Here is a 19,183-nt window from a genome sequence, read left to right as displayed (position 1 = left end):
ACCCATCGGGTGAGGCGCGAGAGAAAACTATCGATCGACAGATATTGCTCTCGCCGAAGGAGAAGGCCCTTGAGTACACCAACGAGGACTGCGCAAGTGCCGTCCGCAGCGGTACATGCACCTCCTGTCCCGTCCGGAGGTGCGACGGCCGACGACTCCGGCGACCTCGGTGCGTTCGGCTACGAGCAGCAACTGCACCGGAAGCTGGGCAAGTTCGCCTCGTTCGCGGCCGGATTCTCGTTCGTGTCGATACTCACGACAATCTTTCAATTATTCGGTCTCGGTTTCGGTTTCGCCGGGCCGGCGTTCTTCTGGACGTGGCCGGTGGTGTTCGTCGGTCAGTTCATGGTGGCGCTCAACTTTGCCGAATTGGCCGCCCGGTACCCCATCTCCGGCGCCATCTACCAGTGGTCCCGCCGGATGGGCGGGGAGGTGGTGGGCTGGTTCGCCGGCTGGTTCATGATCCTGGCGCAGATGGTTACTGCCTCGGCCGCGGCAATCGCACTGCAGGTCGTGCTTCCGAACGTGTGGAGTGGGTTCCAGATCCTCGGCGAGGACAGCACATTGACGTCCGCGAGCGGCGCCGCCAATGCGGTACTGCTCGGGTCGGTCCTTTTGGTGCTCACCACCTTCATCAACTGCATCGGCGTGAACTGGATGTCGCGTATCAACAACATCGGTGTCACCTGCGAGATCGTCGGAGTCATCGCGGTGGTCGGCATGTTCCTCACCCACGCGCAGCGGGGCCCGCAGGTCGTGTTCGACACGGGTACGGCGGGCACCGACCCCGGTTACGGCTGGGCCTGGATCGTGTCCGGTCTCATGGCCGCCTACGTGATGGTCGGGTTCGGTTCGGCCGGCGAGCTCGCGGAGGAGACGCGGAACCCGCGACGGGTGGCACCGCGCACGATCCGGCTGGCGCTGTCGGTCTCGGCGCTCGGTGGTGGCCTGATGATCATCGGCGCGCTGATGGCGGCACCGAGCCTGACCGACGGACGCCTCGCCGCGGAGGGCCTGCCCTACGTGTTGTCGTCAATTCTCAGCTCTCCCTGGGGCACATTGCTTCTCGCCGATGTCGCGGTCGCCGTCTTCGTCTGCACACTCGCCATCCAAACCGCGGCATCTCGGTTGGTGTTCTCCATGGCTCGCGACGGTCGGTTGCCTGCATCGCAGGTGCTCTCGAAGGTGAACGCTCGCACCGGGACCCCGATTGCGCCGTCCGTCCTCATCGGTATCGTCTGCATCGCCATCCTCGCAGTGAACGTCGGAAACTCCGCGATCTTCGCCACCTTGTCGAGTGTCTGCATCATCCTGATCTACCTTGCCTATCTGATGGTCACGGTGCCCCTCCTGCTCCGCCGTCTGAAGGGGTGGCCGCACGGTGGTCCGCAGGTCGACGTGGACGGCCGGAGTCTCTTCTCGCTCGGACGGCTCGGCTTGCCCGTGAACATTCTGGCTGTCGGTTACGGCGCCCTCATGGTGGTGAACCTGTCGTGGCCTCGAGCCGAAGTCTTCGATCCGGGCGGGGACTACCCGCTTCTGCGGTGGGCCGCACCCGTCACGGTCGCCGCCGTGATCGCACTCGGGATCCTTTGCTTCCCGCGCGGCCGAACCGTCCCGAACCCCGTCACGATCGGAGCCTGACATGACCTCAGTGGACACCTCGACCACCACTGCCGCGAAAGAACACGCGCGCGCCCAGGCGGGCGCGATCACCCGATCGATGCCCGTGGTCCCGGCGTCGGCGTGGCCGACGCCCCCGGCGGGGGTGGACCCGGCGGCCCTGACGTGGGCCGAGACGGTCCCCGGTGGCCGATACACGAGCAAGGTCCTCAATCGGGGAACGCGCCTGCGGTTGCGCGATCTGGAGGGACGGGCCTGCGCACACGTTCTGCTGTTCCGTGCGGATGCGCCGTGGGAGCGGTTGAACGTCGCCGACACCGTCAAGGTGCCGTGGCAGGCGTATATCGGTGAGGGACATCCGCTTTTGTCGGATCAGGGCCGGGTGCTCGCCACCGTCGTCGCCGACACCTCCGGTCACCACGACGCCTTGTGCGGAACCACATCCCTCGCGTCCAACACTGCGAAGTATGGGGACGGATCGCTGCATTCGCCGTCACCGGCAGGCCGCGAACTCTTCACGGTGGCCGCGGCGAAACACGGCCTCGACCGACGTGATCTGCCACCGTCACTGTCGTTGTTCCACGGCATACGAGTCGATGCGGACGGCTCCCTGAACAGCATCGGGTCGGCCGGGCCGGACACTGTGGTCGAACTCGTCCTCCATCTCCCGCTCATCGTCCTGATTGCGAATACCGCTCACCCGGTGGACCCGTCACCGACCTATGACACGACCACGCTCGAGGTTCTCGCGTGGTCGGGCGGGCGCATCGAGGTGCCGCCAGAAGCGGAGCCGGAATACCGGCGCGCATACCTCAATACCGAAGACGTCTGGGCTGCTGCGCAGTCACAGGGGCAGGAGTAGGCATGACCACCAGCATCGAGACCGCGGCCCTGGTACCGGGAACGGTCGTCCTGGACGAAGAAGTCGGCGCCCGCGGGCCGTGGTCCGCCGTCGTCGAGGCCGGCGACGTCCTCACCATTGTCGACCTGTGCGGGAATCAGGCCGTGGACACCCTGATCTACGCCGCAGACGACGACCGGCAGCGGTATTCGGCGGCCGCGACCGTGTCTTCGCAGCGCAACCTCTTCCTCACCACCGGCAGTGTCTTGAGGTCCGACGACCACGATGCCTTGATGACCCTGGTGGCGGACGAAGTCGGCTCCCACGACACCGTGGGCGGAGCGTGCTCACAAGAATCGAACACTCTGCGATACGGCCACCACACCAAACATCAGCATGCGTGCGTCGAGAACTTCCTGGTCGAGGGTTCGAAGTGGGGGATAGGCAAGCGCGATCTCGTGTCGAACATCAACTTTTTCATGAATGTTCCCGTCGAGGCGGACGGGACACTGGGAATCGTCGACGGCCTGTCGGCGCCCGGCAAGCGGCTTGCCCTGCGCGCGGAACGAGATGTTCTGGTACTTGTGTCCAATTGCCCGCAGATCAACAACCCCTGCAACGGTTTCGATCCGACACCGGTGCGCATGATCGTGACCCGCCCGACGGGAGTACGACGATGACCGGCAAGATCACTGTGCAGCGGCCGGGCATGCTCACCACGGTGCAGGACTTCCCTGGCCGGACCGGGTACTGGCACATCGGGGTTCCGCCGTCGGGTCCCATGGATGATCTGTCCTTCCGGCTCGGCAATACCGCCCTCGGGAACGATGAGGGCGCCGCCGGACTCGAGTGCGCCATGGCCGGTCCAGCACTGCAGTTCGACCGGGACGCGGTGGTGTGTGTGACGGGTGCACCCGCACCGGTCACCGTCGACGGCGTCCTTGCGGCGCAGTGGCGCCCGGTACACGTTCCGGCGGGGGGCGTACTCGACGTCGGTACGGTTTCGGGTCCCGGTCTGCGCGTCTACGTGCTGGTGCAGGGCGGCCTCGAGGTCGAGGACTACCTCGGGAGTGCCTCGACGTTCACCCTCGGCAAGTTCGGCGGTCACCAGGGCCGGACCTTGCGACAGGGTGACATTCTCGTCACCGGTGACGCGAACGGGATCCATGCGACGGCCGTTCCCGCAGAACATCTTCCGGCACTGTGCAAGCGCTGGGAACTTGCGGTCACCGAAGGACCGCACGGCGCTCCCGAATTCTTCACCCGGTCCGACATCGACACGTTGTACGGGACCGATTACGAGGTGCATTTCAATTCGGACCGCACCGGGGTGCGGCTGATCGGGCCGAAACCCGACTGGGCCCGCACCGACGGCGGGGAGGCGGGACTGCACCCCTCCAACATTCACGACAACGCGTATTCCGTCGGCGCGTTGGACTTCACCGGAGACACGCCGATTCTGTTGGGGCCGGATGGGCCGAGCCTCGGAGGATTCGTCTGCCCGGTCACCGTGGTCTCGGCGGAACGATGGAAGCTGGGTCAGCTGGCCCCGGGAGACACAGTGCGATTCGTACCCATCAAGGCAGGAAGGGCGGCGTCGACCCGCGCGCTCGGTCCCGCCCGACGCGCCGTCCACTCGTCGGTCTTCTCCACGGCCGGTGACGGCGACGACGGCGTGATCGCCCGGCGCGATGGCGACACAGCCGTCACCTATCGGCGCTCCGGCGACGACAATGTCCTCGTCGAATACGGTGAGATGAGCCTGGATCTCGCGCTGCGGGCCCGAGCGCATGCCTTGCATCAGCGGCTCGAGATCGAGAAGCCTGGCGGTCTGCTGGACCTCACCCCGGGGATCCGGTCGTTGCAGGTCAGGGTCGATCCGGACGTGCTGCCCATCCCCAAGCTCATGGGATTGCTCAGTGACGCCGAGGACGCGTTGCCGGCCGCGAACGAGCTCGTCGTACCGAGTCGGTCCGTTCGGATGCCGCTCTCGTGGGACGATCCGTCGACGAGAGAAGCGATCCAGCGGTATATGCACGGAGTTCGCGCCGACGCTCCTTGGTGCCCGTGGAATATCGAGTTCATCCGCCGCATGAACGGTCTCGGAAGTGTCGGCGACGTTTTCGACACGGTGTTCGGCGCCGAGTACATGGTGCTCGGCCTCGGGGACGTCTACCTCGGTGCGCCCGTGGCGACGCCGCTCGATCCGCGTCATCGGCTGGTGACGACGAAATACAACCCCGCACGCACCTGGACCCCCGAGAACGCGGTCGGCATCGGTGGGGCATACCTGTGCATCTACGGAATGGAAGGACCGGGGGGATACCAGTTCGTCGGCCGTACCACCCAAGTGTGGAACCATCGGCACCCCGAGAAGTCGGGGCCGTTCGAAGACGGAACGCCGTGGTTGCTTCGCTTCTTCGACCGGATCTCCTGGTATCCCGTGGAACCGGAGGAACTGATGGATCTGCGATCCGAGGTCGCGGCAGGGCGCGGTGGTGGCGTCGACATCACCGACGGCACGTTCTCACTTGCCGAACACGAGCAGTTTCTCAGCGCCCACGCCGATTCGATCAGCGAATTCCGCGCCGGGCAGGCTGTCGCCTTCGCCGCCGAACGGCAGAGATGGTCCGCTGCCGGGGAATTCGCGACGGTGGGGTGAGGAGGGCGCTGCCCTCAGAGCCCACCGAGGTCGGACAGGACTCCGAGGGCGGCGTCGTTGGCCTGTACCAGAGCCGCCATCTCCGACTCGGCAGCAGGCGCCGAGTCCGGCGATTGCAGAGCGAAGCCATTGGCGAGAGTGAGAGTGTTGTAGCCACTGTCCGCGGCGCGCAAGAGAAGGTCCGAGGGAACATCGGAGCCGGCCAGCCGATCGAGGCCCTCGCCGACGAAGTAGAACCGCCAGAGCGGCCCGAGATCGGCACCGTAGACATCTTTGGTATCGGCGACGATGGTGTCGCCGTCGCGAGCAATGGAATCGACGATTTTGTAGTAGCCGGGGATGTCGTCGGTGGAGGTGCCGGAAGAGGCAACGGCCCGTGCCAGATCCATCGTGATGTGCGCGTTGTATCCCACCATGGCGACGCGGGCGGGGCTGAGGGAGCATTGCTTCGACAGCGAGAAGTACCGCTCCCACTGCGGCTCGACGGCGGCGCCCGTGAACTCGGCATGCAGGTTACGAAGATACCGGCGCAGGAGATCCGAACTGATCGCGTGTGCCCAGTGGCGATCCGCGAACGCCGTGGGGTCGCGCTGCAGAGGCATCACCGCAGAGTGTTCCACCGCGTCGAGTCCGAGGGAGAACAGTCCGCGGCGATCGTGGTGGCGCACGAGAACAGCGGTGATCTCGGCGTGACGCGCCACCTCGTCTTCGAGGCGTCCGAGCGACAGGGTGTCCGGGAGAGTCGACAGGTCGGAGAGGGCAACGATCCGCGCGACCTCCGGCTGTGTCAGCGCCTCACCACATGCCGTGCTCACGGCGCCTGCGGGCTGCGCCGACACCAGTGTGGGAAGCGCTGTGGTACTGACAATCACCGCGCAGAGTGTGACGGCCGAGCGTAGGACAGTCGACGTTCTCGCGAACTTCATCGCCGGAGCATAGCGAGTTGTCTACAGTATTGTGCGGTGAGCGGTCGCGATCAGGCCACGGTCTTGAAGGGGTCGTGCTCGGTGATCAACTTCTCGAGCCGCGCCTCGTCCACCCGGACGCGCACCGTCGACGCTTCCTGGTGATCGCGCACCACCTTGGCAAGCGTAAACGTACTCGTCACCAGGAACAGTAAGGTCATGCAGAGAAATCCTCGCTGCCACGGATCGATCGGCAGGTAGGCGATCCCGATGAGCGACCCCGCGAAACTGATCGCAAAGGCGATACCCGCCTGGACGAAAAAGGCGGTGGTCGTTCTGGATGTCGGTGTCGGTGTCATAGAACCCAGCCTGGTGGTCGAGTTTGCGAAAGACATGAGTAGCACTACCCGACTTCCACGGGTAGATCCGCGTGCTCGTTCCGATCTCGGGGCCGGCCGTCTCTCTGCATCTGTCGTCGAAGTCAGTCGTCGCAGCAGTTGCAGTGAGGTCCGTCGTGATCAGCAGCAGCCAACGGTGTCGGACAGCAGGGGTCGCCCCTCCAGGCGCCCACGCCCTCTTTCACGGCGATCACGGCGATGACGAGGGCGGCGATCGGGTCGGCCCAGGACACACCGAACAGGCTGTGGAGAACCAAGCCGACCAGCAGAACGGCGGAGAGATACGTGCACAGCAATGTTTGCTTGGAATCCACCACGGCGGAGCGTGAGCCGAGCTCTCGGCCCGCGCGCCTCTGCGCCCACGACAGCACCGGCATGATACCCAAACTCACTGCTGCCAGTACGATTCCGACGATCGACGGTTGTGCCTCGCCGAATCCGAGAAGCGATCGGACTGCGTCGACGGTGACATAGAGGGCGAGGCCGAAGAACGAGAACGCGATGATGCGCAGTGCTGTTTTCTCCCGCGACTGTGGGTCCTTTCCTGCGAACTGCCAGGCGACCGTTGCCGCAGAGGAAACCTCGATCACCGAGTCGAAACCGAACCCGATCAGTGCGGTCGAGGACACCCGTACCCCTTCGGTCAGAGCAATGATCGCCTCGAGCACGTTGTAGCTGATCGTCACAGCCACGAACAACTGAATACGCCGTGCCAGCAGCTTCCGGCGGTCGATCGACAGCGACGGCTCGAGTCCGGGAAAGCCGAGTTCGGGAGTCATCAGCAACACCCCTCGGTATCCGCGTCCGGGCAGCATGACGGGTCGACCGCGAGAACCAGGCCGATCAAATCGTCCAGTGCTGTGCGGATGCGGGGATCAGCGAGTTCGTAACGACTACGCCTGCCCTCGGGCACGGCCACAACGAGACCGCATCCGCGCAGGCACGCCAAATGATTCGACAGAATCTGCCGGGAGACTCCGATTTGCTCGGCGAGTTCGGACGGATACCCAGGACCCGACCTCAGGCTCAGCAGGATCTGCGTGCGCGTCGAGTCGGACAGCGCATAACCGAAGCGAGCCAGGGCATCGCGATGAACCAGCGTCTCCATGCCTGCACGGTACATTGATTTCTGTATTCAGAAAACAGTGAACAGAATGGCGGGCTGCACCGGCGACGAGTCGCTGTTTCGGGTGATCAGCCGATCGAACCGTCTTCGGCAACGACAGCAGTCGGCAGGTCTATCTGTACGGGGGTGTCGCCTTCGTCGCAGAGCACGGTGACGAATGCCGGGAACACGATCCGCCAGGAACCGGCGACGAGAGAGAGAGCGCTCGCTGCGAAGTCAGCGCATTGGTTCGGCAGCAAGGTTACGGGTGCGTCGCCCAGCCATTGTGGCGTCGGAACGCGGCGATTCTTCTGGTCCTCCGGATCGATGACGAATCGCACGTTCGTGGCCGGTTTCGCTCCTGCATTGCGGAGCCGGAACCGGTCGATCGATCCGCGGATACGTCGGACGTGGAAGTCGACGTTCTGCGGGTCCGGGAAGGTCCGCTGCGCGCCTCGAGCAGTCCGCATCATCTCTGCGACTTGCTCCAGCGCCGCGTCCCGCTCGTATTCGGCAGCGCGCCTCGCCTGGTCGGCGAGGTTCGCTCTCCGCCACGCTGTGGCAGCGGCGGCGACGGACAGCGCCCCAACCACCGCGCTCATCCACGATGCGGATCTCATGTGCGGAAACTTACCCGAACCCGCCGGCCACTCTTTCGGACAGCCTGACCTCCACTGATGCCGGTTCTCATTGCCGGTCCATCGGAGGAGTGACCGCACCGAACGAGATCCTGGCTTGCTCGGCGGAACCGGGCCGTTGAACAAATCTCGCAGGCTGGCAGGATCAGGGGTGAGATCGGGACTTCGTTGTGAGGTCCTGGCTCGTAGTTGCGGCAGGGAGACAAAGAGATGGCACAGGGCGTTGTGAAGTGGTTCAACGGCGAGAAGGGTTTCGGATTCATCACACCGGACGACGGCGGAGCTGACCTCTTCGTTCACTTCTCGGAGATTCAGGGCAGCGGTTACAAATCACTCGACGAGAACCAGCGAGTGGAGTTCGAGGTCGGCCAGGGCCAGAAGGGTCCGCAAGCCCAGGGTGTGCGGGCCGTCTGACGAGCCTCCGCGGGGCCGCGTCCATGTGGAAGCGGCCCCGTCCCGGACGCGTGCATTCCAGTCGGCTGTCCGAAGCCGGCAGGCGGAGTCGGGCCCGCAGATGAAGCGGCGGACCGACCCCAGGTAGCTAAACTCGAGTCGTGGATATCCGGGACGCCGAGTACGTCGTCGCCGTGGCCGATCACGGCAGTGTTACCGAGGCCGCGCGTGCCCTGTTCATCGCGCAGCCGTCGCTGTCGCAGGCGATCCGCACTCTCGAACGCGATCTGGGTGTCGAACTGTTCGATCGCGGGGGGCGGAAGCTGCGGATCACCCCGGCGGGTATGTCGTTCGCGCATGCGGCACGGCAGGTCCTCGCAGATGTCGAGCGAGCACGGGCCGTCGTGCACGACGTCGCGGAATTGCGGTCCGGCACGCTGACCATTGCTGTTCTCAATTCCCTTGCCGCCGATCCGCTTCCGCGTCTCATCGGCCGGTTCCATCAACAGTTCCCTCGGGTGCTCCTGTCCACGGTGTCGGCGGACGTTCCCGACCGCGTGGGCCGCGCGGTCCGGTCAGGTGAGTGCGACCTCGGGCTCACCGAACTTCTCGTCGACAACCAGGGGCTCGAGTTCCGGTTGGTGGGGGAACAGGAGATCGTGCTCGCACTTCACGCCGATCTGGCGATCGAGCTACCCGACCCGGTGTCAGTCGATCTGCTTGCCGACATTCCGATGATCGTGGAGATCGGGTCGCGTCCGCGACTGCCGGTGAACAACATCGCCGTCGAGTGTGCGCATCGTCAATCGATGTGGGAATTGGTTGTCCAGGGCGCGGGGGCGACCCTGCTCCCGCGGCGCGTCGCCGAGCAGGAACTTCCGGGGGTCGTGGTGCGCTCGCTCACACCGCCGGAGGTGCGCACCATCGGTCTCGTCCATCGACCGGATCCGGTTCCGCCCGCGGCGGCGGCGTTCATCGCCGCGCTCGACGGGGATCACGGCGCGAGCGAGTCGAGGAAGGCCCGTCCGGCCGGAGACAGCCGGGCTTCGTCGTAGATCACCCCGTACGGGGCGGTGATCGGCGGGTCGAGGGTGCAGATCCGCGCGCCGCCGACTGCGGCCCGTTCCGCAAGGGTGCGTTCCATGAACGACATTCCTACGCCCTCGACGACGAACGCGCCGACGGCTTCCCGCTGCTCGACGACGGCCGACATGATCGTCCGGCTCCCTGCGGCCTGCAGCGCCTTCTCGATGACGGTGCGCGACGACGATTCCTTCGGTAGCCCCACCACGGGAATATTCGGAAGGTCGTCGAGGGGGAACGGATCACGCCAGGTGATCTCGGCGTCCTGTGGGACAACCAGCCAGTACTCGTGAATTCCGAGGGCGCGCGTCGTCAATCCTGCTGCAGCAAAGGGGAAATGACTGAAGGCTATTTCACAGTGGCCGTCGCGGATCAGCGACGCGATGACGTCGACCGGTCGCAGGTCGGCGAGCCGGACGACCACGCCGGGATACTGCTTGCGGAAGGACCCGATCAGTTCCGTGACAGGGCCTTCCGCGACGTGCGCCGACGCGCAGATGTCGAGTCGGCCGCGCGGCAGTCCCGAGACGTCGACAAGTGAGCTTTCGGCGGCCACCAGGTCTCGCACGATCTTCCGCGCCGGACCGACGAATGCCTTGCCCGCCGCACTGAGCACCAGGCCGCGGCCAACACGGTGAAACAGTTCGACACCGAGGTCACGCTCGAGATTGCGCAGCCCCTTCGACAACGACGGCTTGGTGACGCTTAGGGCCTCTGCCGCGAGTGCGAAGCCGTCGTTGTCGACGGTGGCAAGGAAGTACTCGACGTGTCGCGACTCCACCAGTGCAGACTACTGCCTGCGTCGCGACCGATCCGCCGGTTGTCAGATGTGACGTCCGCCGGTGACTTCCAGGACGGTGCCCGTCATGTAGCTGGACAGATCGGACGCGAGGAACAATGCCACGTTGGCGATCTCCTCGGGTTCGGCGCCGCGGCCCATCGGGACCTCCTCGAGCTTCGCCTCGATGATCTCGGCGCGCAGGGCACGGATCATGTCCGTATTCACCACGCCAGGCTGGATCGCGTTGACCCGGACCCCGAGGTGAGCGACCTCCTTCGCGGCCGCCTTGGTCAGACCCACCATGCCGGCCTTCGCGGCGCTGTAGTTGGTCTGCCCGACCATGCCGACCTTGCCCGAGATCGACGAGATGTTCACGATCGAACCCTTGCCGGCTTCCCGCATCGCGATCGACGCGATCTGGGTGCCCAGCCACGCGCCCTGCAGGTGCACGTCGATGACGGAGCGGAAATCGGCGAGCGACTCGCTCGCGAACTTGCGGGCCATCTCGAAACCGATTCCCTGGGCCGCGCCGGTGACGACGGCGACCCGTCCCTCGAGAAGTGTCATGTGTGTGTTCCCTTGGATTGTCGTTGTCCGGGGTGGATGCCTGCACCGGTGAGAGGGACGGTGCCTCGAGCATGAGGTGATCCGAAGTAGCCGTAATCGCCGTGGATCCGGAAGCTGTTCGGGAATATCTCATCTCACTAGGTAAATTTCTTTGTTCGCGAATATGTCCGAGTCGAGGAATTCGTCCGGAGGCTGCCACCTAGTCAAGTGCTTTTATCCGCCGTCGTCAAAGACACCGAAGGAAACCGAGAGTTAACCTCTTCCTATGGTTTGTAATCGCCTCTGTGCAGGGCGTTTCCGCTCCGTCACGCACTTGACACCCGGGCCGGGTTGCGAGATATTCGCCTCATGGCTGAACGTGAAGTAAGTGACGAAGACTTCAAGGACATTCTCGCGCAGACGAGAACCTTCATTCAGAAGGAAGTAATTCCGAGAGAGAGCGAAATCGCGGACAAAGATGTGATTCCGGACGACATTCGCCGTAAGGCGGCGGCGATGGGTCTGTTCGGATACGCCATCCCGCAGCAGTGGGGCGGGCTCGGACTCGACCTCACGCAAGACGTGGAACTGGCGATGGAGTTCGGGTATACGAGTCTGGCGTTGCGGTCGATGTTCGGCACCAACAACGGGATCGCCGGCCAGGTGCTGGTGAATTTCGGTACGGACGAGCAGAAGTCGGAATGGCTCGAGCGCATCGCGTCCGGTGACGTGGTCGCGTCGTTCGCGCTGACCGAGCCGGAGGCAGGGTCGAACCCGGCGGGCCTGACCACCCGCGCTGTCCTGAAGGACGGCAAGTGGACGATCGACGGGACCAAGCGTTTCATCACCAACGCGCCGTCGGCCGATCTGTTCGTCGTGTTCGCCCGCACCCGTCCCGCTGACGAGACGGGCACCGGGATCGCGGTGTTCCTCGTTCCCGCCGACACTGCGGGTGTAGTGGTCGGCCCGAAAGACAAGAAGATGGGCCAGGAGGGTGCCTGGACGGCGGAGGTCGCGTTCGACGACGTCAGCGTCCCCGAATCCGCCCTGGTCGGCGGCAGCGAGGAGGCCGGCTACCGCGCCGCCATGACCTCCCTTGCCCGGGGCCGCGTGCACATCGCCGCCCTCGCCGTCGGCAGTGCCCAGCGCGCGCTCGACGAGTCCGTCGCCTTCGCGGCGGTCACGAAGCAGGGCGGCACCCCGATCGGTGACTTCCAACTGGTGCAGGCCATGCTCGCCGACCAGCAGGTGGGCGTGTCCGCGGGCCGCGCGCTGGTGCGCGAGGCGGCGCAGAAGTACGTCAGCGGTGAGGACCGGCGGATCGCCCCGTCCGTGGCGAAGCTGTACTGCACCGAGATGGCAGGCAAGGTGGCCGACCTCGCGGTGCAGGTTCATGGTGGTAGCGGATACATGAGAGGTGTTGCGGTCGAACGTATCTACCGGGACATCCGCCTGCTTCGTCTCTACGAGGGCACCAGCGAGATCCAGCGGCTGATCATCGGCGGCGGCCTCGTCCGCGAAGCGAAGAAAGCACTCTGAACCCGTACACAAAGTGATCTGTGGAGCCCTGGCTTCCTGAAACAAGGAAAATCATATGCGGAGAGCAGCACTGGTCGTCCCGGTCCGCAGCGCGGTCGGCCGCTTCGGCGGCGCACTGCGCGACGTCCCAGCAGAAACGTTGGCCGCCAGCGTGATCAAAGAGACTGTGACGCAGTCGGGGATCGACCCGATCCTCATCGAGGACGTCGTGATGGGGCAGTCGTACGCCAACTCCGAGGCCCCGTGCATCGGCCGGTGGGCGGCTCTCGAAGCGGGACTGCCGATCGGCGTCGCCGGACTGCAGACCGACCGCCGGTGCGGCACGGGACTACAGGCCCTCGTGACGGCGTCGATGATGGTGCAAACCGGTGCAGCCGACGTCGTGCTCGCCGGTGGCGTCGAGTCGATGAGCAACATCGAGCACTACACCACCGGTGCCCGCTGGGGCACTCGGGCCGGCTCGCTGAACCTGTACGACCGCCTCGACCGCGGGCGCGAACGCTCCCAACCGGAATGGAGGTTCGGGAAGATCAGCGGGATCATCGAGACCGCCGAGAACGTCGCGGCACGGTGTGGCGTCGGCCGTGAGGAGTCGGACGCCTTCGCTGCCGACAGCCACGCGAAGGCCCATACCGCCTGGGAGGCAGGAAAATTCGACGACGAGGTGATCGAGGTGAAGATGGCCGACCGCAAGGGCAACGTGTCCGTAGTAGCGCGTGACCAGGGGATTCGCGCAGAAACCACCTCCGAGACGTTGGCGTGGCTGCGCAGTGCCCTCCCGGAGGGTGTCGTCACCGCGGGCAACGCGTCCCAGCAGAACGACGCGGCGTCGTCAATGCTCGTCGTGGCCGAGGACGAACTCGGCGAACTCGGCCTCGAGCCGATGGGATTTCTGACAGGGTGGGCCGCCGCCGGGTGCGAACCGGCACTGATGGGTCTCGGACCGGTCGCGGCCACGTCCAAGCTGTTCCACCGGACCGGTGCGACCTTCGACGACTTCACTCTGATCGAGCTGAACGAGGCCTTCGCGTGTCAGGTACTCGGCGTCCTGAAGGAATGGGGGTTCGACGACCGGGACCGCCTCAACGTCAACGGGTCCGGCATCTCACTCGGCCACCCCATCGGCGCGACCGGTGCGCGGATGACGACCACTGCTCTTCATGAATTGCGGCGGCGTGGCGGCGGCAAGGCGCTCATCACGATGTGCATCGGCGGAGGACAGGGAATGGCCGCCATCGTCGAGGGTGTCTAGAGCTCACTGACACCCGGGTCCGCCGGCGGGCGGAACGGCGTTGTCTCGACGTGCTCACAGAAAGCGTGGTCACCTCAACTAGATAAATGCAGTGTCATCCCGCAGTGGCGAGGACTGTGCGACCGTTGTCGGTGCCGGCCGGACGGCTGAGTAGTTCAATTGCAGCGTCGGCCATGATCTCGGGAGAGCTTGAGTGCCGGAGGCTTTCGGAGCCGCCGAGGAGGTCGCCCACCGCCGCCAGCGTCATTCCATACTTGGCCAACACGACGATGTTTCCACCGCGGCTCGCGATTGCCCGGGCGATCGCAAGTCCGATGCCGCGACTTCCCCTGTTCTCTCCGGACAAGCCCGTGTCGTGTGGGTGGGGACGTGGACTGTCGGCTGAAGAGAAACGTGCAGGCAGGGCGTCGGAGGATGGCGCTCTAGGTGAATCCTCATGCGCAGGCGATAACTGCTCTATTGTCTTCGCATGGCTTCACACGACGAGCGCACCGCGCTGTTGGTCGCACGAATCGCAAGCTCTCTGAACCAGCGGTTGGTGTCGCTGACTGCAAACATCGCCGACGTGTTGTACACCGAGATTCCCGATTTGCGTGCCGATCGGCAGCTGGTCGAGCTGCTCGGGGCGAGTGTCGAGAGTAACCTTGACACCATCTTTCACACGCTGCAGCACAACATTGCACCGGAGAATCTGGAGCCTCCAGCGGCGGCCGTGGAGTACGCGAGACGTCTTGCTCAGCAAGGGGTTCCCGTCAACGCACTCGTGCGCGCATATCGACTCGGACAGACCAGTCTTCTCAAGTTGGTCTTCGACGAGTTGGGCGAGGAAGCGGTTGAGCCGGAGTTCGGCGTTCCGGTGCTCGAGCGCATCATTACCGTGATGTCGGTGTACATCGACAGGGTGTCGCAGCAGGTTGTAGCAGTCTACGAGCGCGAACGGGAACGGTGGTTGGCACACCAAAGCAGCGTTCGTGCCGTCCGAGTCCAGGAAATCCTGGCGGGCAACGAACAACCGGACGCAGGGACCAGCGCTGCCCTCAACTATGTTCTGCATCAAAATCACCTGGCGGCCATCATCTGGGATCCCGATACCGGATCAGGCGACATGCTGGCCAGAATCGAATCGACTGCACACGACTTCTCGATGTTCATGGGGGCAGTGACCGATCCATTGTTCGTCGCGGCCGACCGTGTCACCGGATGGGTCTGGGTTCCCCTCGGTACACGCTCGGCTCCCGGGCGAGGTTACGGTGAACTGCGCGATTTCCTCCATGCCCGTCACTCGGGGCTGGTTATGGCCGTCGGCGGAATTACCCACGGCCCGGAAGGATTCCGGCAGTCGTACACGCGTGCTCAACGCGCACGAGCGCTCGCCATCGCTGCGGGAAAGAACGCGCCTGTCGTGACCGCGTACGACGAACCAGGAGTGTCGACCGTCGCACTGCTGACAGAGGACCTCGCGGCTACCCGTATGTGGGTACGCAGCGTCTTGCGCGGCCTAGCCGCCGACACCGAGAATGCGGCCCGCCTGCGCGAGACCGTGCAGGTCTACCTCGCAAACAACCTCAGCAATGTTGCTGCCGCAAAAATGCTCGATTTGCACTACAACTCAGTGAAATACCGGGTGAAGCGGGCGGCGGAGGAACGAGGTGAGGACTTCACCCGGGACCGCCTGGCCGTAGAACTGGCCCTGCTCGCGTGCCAATGGTTGGGACCAGTGGTCCTGACACCGGATCAGGCGAGGGGGATGTAGCCACCGCAGGACAGCCCGGCTGCCGCTAGGGCCGCTGCGTCCAGTCGATTCAGTATGGTTCGCCGGTTCCTTGTCGTGAGTGTCGTGGGCCGCGCGCTCGACACCGCAGGATCGCTGCGGTGTCGATGCACGCTGTTGAGTACGGAGTCGTCTGTGTCACTCGCACTCGTCCGGAGGGCGCGTCGGCCTCCGCGCCGGTACTGCAAGTCCATTCCGATCGGTGAGGACTGATCACACTAGGTAATGGCTGCAACTGCGTGCATACATCGAAATTGCTACAGCACATCGTCACCGTGTCTGCGCAGGTAGCGCAGTGCGGATCGGGCGGCGTTGTATCCGCTCATCCCGTGAGCGCCGGCGCCCGGCGGCGTGGAGGCCGAGCACAGATAGGTTCCCGGTACGCCGGTGCTGTACGGGTCGAGGGCGATGCGCGGCCGGAGTACCACCTGGGTTTCGCTGTTGGCGCCGCCGATGATGTCGCCGCCGACGTAGTTGGCGTTGGACTCGGCGAGCTTCACGGGCCCGCTGCTGACCGTGGCGACGACCCGGTCGCGGAACCCGGGCGCGAACCGCTCGATCTGCGCGGTGATCGCCTCGGTCGCGTCGCCCGTGTACCCGTGCGGGACGTGGGCGTACGCGTACAGCGGATGCAGGGTTCCTTTCGATCGCCCGGGGTCGGCGAGATACTGCTGTCCGACGAGGACGAACGGCCGCGGCGGCATCGTCCCCGTCGCGACGTCGCGTTCGGCGGCGGCAATCTCGGCGAAATTGCCACCCAGGTGGACGGTTCCGGCGCGACCGCAGTCCGGGTTGCGCCAGGGCACCCCACCCTCGACGGCGAAGTCCACCTTGAACGCCGCCGGTCCGTGTCGGAACCGGCGATACGCCCGTGCGACTCTCTGGGGCACACGCTCGTCGAGGATGTGCAGTGCGGCCGACGGTGAAAGATCGAGCAGGACGACGTCTGCCGGGGGAATGTCGGCGATATTGTCCACCCGGACACCGGTCGAGATCTTCCCGCCCCAGTCGGTGAGCATGGCCGCCAGCGCGCCCGTGATCGATTGCGATCCGCCCTCTGCCACCGGCCACCCGTACCGGTGGCCTGCGGCGACGATCATCAATCCGACCGCGGAGGTGGCCGGACGGTCGAGCCGGTAGTACGCGTGCGCGGCCACACCACCGAACAGTGCTCGGCCCTTCTCGGTGCGCCACCACCGGGCGGTCGTGGTCGCCGGCAGCAACGCCCGGGGTCCGAAGCTGGCGAGTTTCAGCGGATGACGGGGCACGTTCGCGATCGGACGCATGAGGTCGGCGGCGAGGTCGTCGAAGCCGTCGGCGAGTCCGCCGAACATGCGCTGCCAGCGAGGCCCGTCCGCGCCGAGGCCGGCGGCGGTCGCGCGCACGGAGCGATGCAGGAGCCCGGCTTCCCCGGTGTCGAGGGGATGGGCGCAGTCGATCTCCGGCCACTTCCACGTCAAGCCGTACCGCTCGAGGTCGAGGGTCTGGAGGTACGGCGACCCGGCTCCCATGGGGTGGAACGCGGAACACTCGTCGTGCAGGAGTCCCGGAAGAGTGAGTTCGCTGGAGCGGGTGCCGCCGCCGATGGTGTCGGCCGCCTCGAGGACCTGAACCTCGACGCCGTGCCGGGCGAGGTGGACCGCGGCAGCGAGCCCGTTGGGCCCGCTACCGACCACGACCGCTGTGCTCACGTCCTCACTCCTGTGCCTTCGTCACCCTGAAGAGACGAATGAGCGTGCTTGCTGCGCATTCTCGGTTCCGACACTGTTCCGGGGTCGGTGATTGCCCGGTCGGTGTCGATGTCCAACGTCCACTGCACGTCGAACGGGATGGGGCCGTTCGGCAGCCACGGCTGCTCGGCGATGGCGTCGGACACCTTGTAGGTGCCGCGTTCGATGACGCCGAGGGCGGCGTCGATCACCTTGTACTCCTGAGTGCCTTTGTGAATGGGCTGCGACTCGATCCAGGCCACGATGAACTCGCCGGGGGCGAAGTTGCAGCGCCGCTGCAGCGCGGCGATCAGGTGTTCGTTGTGTAGGTGGCCGTCACCGAAGTTGAAGGCCACCAACGAGTTGCAGCTGAACTCGGCCTCGCGCAGCGAGTAGGTGTTGATGTCGTCGCCGAGATGCCGACTCATCAGCGACAACAGGGCGCGGCCCTGGCTGTGCATCGACCGCCAGCCGAGCAGCTGGTGCATGACGACGTCGGCCACCTCGGGCGGGTAGGTCGCCAGCAACTGGGTGCGGGTGTTCTGGCTGGGGCGCTTGACGAACTGGTCGAGTTTGTCCTCCGCACCCGGGGCAAACGCCCAGGTGGCCGAGGCCCAGTTGCCGGCGTACTGACGCATCGAGGGTAGGAACGAGACGAGGTCGGGGCGCAGGTTGCCGAGGATGGGGAAGAACACCAGGGCGGCGATGATCGCGGCGAGCAGCAGCGGTGAGGAGAAGTCCCCCAGCCCGTAACCTCCGGCGTTGGGGAATCCGAGGAACAGGAAGACTGCCGCGTAGGCGAACAGCAGGTTCCACTCGAGCGGTACGGCGAGGGGGAACGTGGACAGGATGAACAGGTGGAACGCGACCATCAGCGCAACAGCGAGCAGGGTGACGGTTCCATTTGTGGTGAACAGCAACACCAGTGGAGTGACCACCTCGACGACGGTGCCCAGGACGTGGGCGACGCCACCGGCGACGATCGAGGGCCGCAGGTCGTTCGGGAAGCTGCGGTAGTGGGCGCGCTTGATCGTCTTCGACGGCATCCACGGGGTGTTGGACAGCATCGGCGGCACGACCATCGAGAAGTGGTGGCCGAGCTTGGAGACGCCGGCGCCGACCCACACCGACACGATGAGCAGCTTGAGCGCAACGATCATGTCCACGAACGGAAGGACACCGAAGAAGACGACGGCCGGGAAGTACTGCTCGCCGCGGGCGGCGATGAAGATGACCTTGTCCCGCAGCCCGATCACGACGAGCAGCGCGATCAGCGGCAACAGAAGCGTGGGGTTCACGAGGCCGTGGTTGCCGGGCAGTGCGGCGTCGATGGACGGGGTGTGCACACCGGCGAGCACCAGCGCCACGGAGGTGTTGACGAGGATCGCGGCGTAGACGAGGACGTCGAAGACGGTGCGAGTGTCACCCGAGGTCAGCGGAACCTTCCCCGGCCACGGTGGCAGCCGGATGGTGCCCGGCCGGAGCCAGAACAGGGCGCCACCCATCATCGGCTTGAAGTGCCCCGCGAGCGGACCCCAGGAACCGCCCAGGCCGAGCGTCTCGACCAGCAGCGTCCACAGGATGAGCTTCTGGTACACGATCGGTGCGTTCCACCACGCGCCGACGTCGAGCACGTTGTATCCGGACGTGAACGTCGCAATCGACAGTCCCGCGCCGATGTAGAGGACGAGCAGTTTCAGAATGTAGATGGTGTGCACCATCTTCGGGGTGCCGAAGCCGTAGTCGACCCAGTGGGTCGACATGGCGCGCATGCGGTCGAAGAAGGGACGGTCGAGGAATGTTGCGGGGTCTACTTCGGGAAAGTTCCCGGTTTTGAATCCCATTGGAGGCTCCTGGATAGGGCGGGTGGAGGATACGGGTCATCGCCTCGGGGGTGTCCCGAGTTGCGACAGGTTGTTGTGGTGGCGGTGAGAGCG

General features: G+C 65.2%; 18 protein-coding genes and 1 pseudogene. 9 read left to right on the top strand and 10 right to left on the bottom strand.

Annotation, left to right across the window (positions count from 1 at the left end):
* Positions 1–96: 96 nt before the first annotated feature.
* The 4 genes from NOF53_RS05510 to NOF53_RS05495 are packed head-to-tail and all read left to right on the top strand — an operon-like array spanning position 97 to position 5,126.
* The gene (locus NOF53_RS05510; RefSeq protein WP_255966268.1) at positions 97–1,644 is read left to right on the top strand and encodes an amino acid permease; all 1,548 of its coding nucleotides are present in this window, start codon (positions 97–99) and stop codon (positions 1,642–1,644) included.
* A 1-nt stretch (position 1,645) separates the two neighbouring features.
* On the top strand, positions 1,646–2,485 hold the full coding sequence (locus NOF53_RS05505) for an urea amidolyase associated protein UAAP1 (protein WP_255966214.1): 840 nt from the start codon (positions 1,646–1,648) through the stop codon (positions 2,483–2,485).
* Positions 2,486–2,487: 2 nt separating this feature from the next.
* Positions 2,488–3,144 (top strand): urea amidolyase associated protein UAAP2, encoded by a 657-nt coding sequence (locus NOF53_RS05500; RefSeq protein WP_255966213.1) that lies wholly within the window; start codon positions 2,488–2,490, stop codon positions 3,142–3,144.
* Positions 3,141–5,126 (top strand): 5-oxoprolinase/urea amidolyase family protein, encoded by a 1,986-nt coding sequence (locus NOF53_RS05495; protein ID WP_255966212.1) that lies wholly within the window; start codon positions 3,141–3,143, stop codon positions 5,124–5,126. The genes NOF53_RS05500 and NOF53_RS05495 overlap by 4 nt, the downstream gene beginning before the upstream one ends.
* Positions 5,127–5,140: 14 nt before the next feature.
* Here the strand turns inward: NOF53_RS05495 and NOF53_RS05490 are convergent, their stop codons facing one another.
* The 5 genes from NOF53_RS05490 to NOF53_RS05470 form a co-directional block, all read right to left on the bottom strand.
* Complete coding sequence (locus NOF53_RS05490; protein WP_305086470.1) at positions 5,141–6,052, bottom strand: DUF5995 family protein; 912 nt, start codon at positions 6,050–6,052, stop codon at positions 5,141–5,143.
* A gap of 50 nt (positions 6,053–6,102) precedes the next feature.
* Positions 6,103–6,390, bottom strand: coding sequence for a YiaA/YiaB family inner membrane protein (locus NOF53_RS05485; RefSeq protein WP_255966210.1), 288 nt, complete (start codon positions 6,388–6,390; stop codon positions 6,103–6,105).
* A 122-nt stretch (positions 6,391–6,512) separates the two neighbouring features.
* A complete protein-coding gene (locus NOF53_RS05480; protein WP_255966208.1) occupies positions 6,513–7,208 on the bottom strand; it encodes a cation efflux transmembrane domain-containing protein in 696 nt (231 codons plus the stop codon).
* The gene (locus NOF53_RS05475; protein WP_255966206.1) at positions 7,208–7,537 is read right to left on the bottom strand and encodes an ArsR/SmtB family transcription factor; all 330 of its coding nucleotides are present in this window, start codon (positions 7,535–7,537) and stop codon (positions 7,208–7,210) included. The genes NOF53_RS05480 and NOF53_RS05475 overlap by 1 nt, the downstream gene beginning before the upstream one ends.
* Before the next feature lie 86 nt (positions 7,538–7,623).
* The gene (locus tag NOF53_RS05470; protein ID WP_255966205.1) at positions 7,624–8,154 is read right to left on the bottom strand and encodes a hypothetical protein; all 531 of its coding nucleotides are present in this window, start codon (positions 8,152–8,154) and stop codon (positions 7,624–7,626) included.
* Between the two features lie 228 nt (positions 8,155–8,382).
* Between NOF53_RS05470 and NOF53_RS05465 the strand changes: the two genes are divergently transcribed.
* Both NOF53_RS05465 and NOF53_RS05460 read left to right on the top strand, forming a co-directional pair.
* A complete protein-coding gene (locus NOF53_RS05465; RefSeq protein ID WP_255966203.1) occupies positions 8,383–8,586 on the top strand; it encodes a cold-shock protein in 204 nt (67 codons plus the stop codon).
* Between the two features lie 140 nt (positions 8,587–8,726).
* Positions 8,727–9,620 (top strand): LysR family transcriptional regulator, encoded by an 894-nt coding sequence (locus NOF53_RS05460; RefSeq protein ID WP_255966201.1) that lies wholly within the window; start codon positions 8,727–8,729, stop codon positions 9,618–9,620.
* Here NOF53_RS05460 and NOF53_RS05455 read toward each other — a convergent pair.
* Both NOF53_RS05455 and NOF53_RS05450 read right to left on the bottom strand, forming a co-directional pair.
* Positions 9,560–10,429, bottom strand: a complete 870-nt coding sequence (locus NOF53_RS05455; protein WP_255966199.1) for a LysR family transcriptional regulator — start codon at positions 10,427–10,429, stop codon at positions 9,560–9,562. The genes NOF53_RS05460 and NOF53_RS05455 overlap by 61 nt on opposite strands.
* 42 nt (positions 10,430–10,471) lie before the next feature.
* Positions 10,472–10,996 (bottom strand): SDR family oxidoreductase, encoded by a 525-nt coding sequence (locus NOF53_RS05450; protein ID WP_255966197.1) that lies wholly within the window; start codon positions 10,994–10,996, stop codon positions 10,472–10,474.
* Positions 10,997–11,344: 348 nt separating this feature from the next.
* Between NOF53_RS05450 and NOF53_RS05445 the strand changes: the two genes are divergently transcribed.
* Both NOF53_RS05445 and NOF53_RS05440 read left to right on the top strand, forming a co-directional pair.
* On the top strand, positions 11,345–12,514 hold the full coding sequence (locus NOF53_RS05445; protein ID WP_255966195.1) for an acyl-CoA dehydrogenase family protein: 1,170 nt from the start codon (positions 11,345–11,347) through the stop codon (positions 12,512–12,514).
* Between the two features lie 55 nt (positions 12,515–12,569).
* A complete protein-coding gene (locus NOF53_RS05440; RefSeq protein ID WP_255966193.1) occupies positions 12,570–13,766 on the top strand; it encodes an acetyl-CoA C-acetyltransferase in 1,197 nt (398 codons plus the stop codon).
* Between the two features lie 109 nt (positions 13,767–13,875).
* Here the strand turns inward: NOF53_RS05440 and NOF53_RS05435 are convergent.
* Positions 13,876–14,031 (bottom strand): annotated as a pseudogene (locus tag NOF53_RS05435) (SDR family oxidoreductase); the annotation flags it as partial.
* A gap of 204 nt (positions 14,032–14,235) precedes the next feature.
* Between NOF53_RS05435 and NOF53_RS05430 the strand changes: the two are divergent.
* Entirely contained in the window at positions 14,236–15,519 is a 1,284-nt protein-coding gene (locus tag NOF53_RS05430; RefSeq protein ID WP_255966191.1) for a PucR family transcriptional regulator, read from the top strand.
* A gap of 275 nt (positions 15,520–15,794) precedes the next feature.
* Here NOF53_RS05430 and NOF53_RS05425 read toward each other — a convergent pair whose 3' ends face one another.
* Together NOF53_RS05425 and NOF53_RS05420 are read right to left on the bottom strand one after the other, a co-directional pair.
* A complete protein-coding gene (locus NOF53_RS05425; RefSeq protein WP_255966190.1) occupies positions 15,795–17,228 on the bottom strand; it encodes a phytoene desaturase family protein in 1,434 nt (477 codons plus the stop codon).
* Positions 17,225–19,090, bottom strand: coding sequence for a DUF3556 domain-containing protein (locus NOF53_RS05420; protein WP_255966188.1), 1,866 nt, complete (start codon positions 19,088–19,090; stop codon positions 17,225–17,227). The genes NOF53_RS05425 and NOF53_RS05420 overlap by 4 nt, the downstream gene beginning before the upstream one ends.
* Positions 19,091–19,183 lie beyond the last annotated feature (93 nt).

Origin of the sequence: Rhodococcus tibetensis (genome assembly GCF_024438035.1) — a bacterium.
Lineage (GTDB): Bacteria > Actinomycetota > Actinomycetes > Mycobacteriales > Mycobacteriaceae > Rhodococcus_F > Rhodococcus_F tibetensis.
The sequence above is the reverse complement of the archived record's forward strand: the minus strand, read 5'-3'. Positions and strand labels throughout refer to the sequence as shown.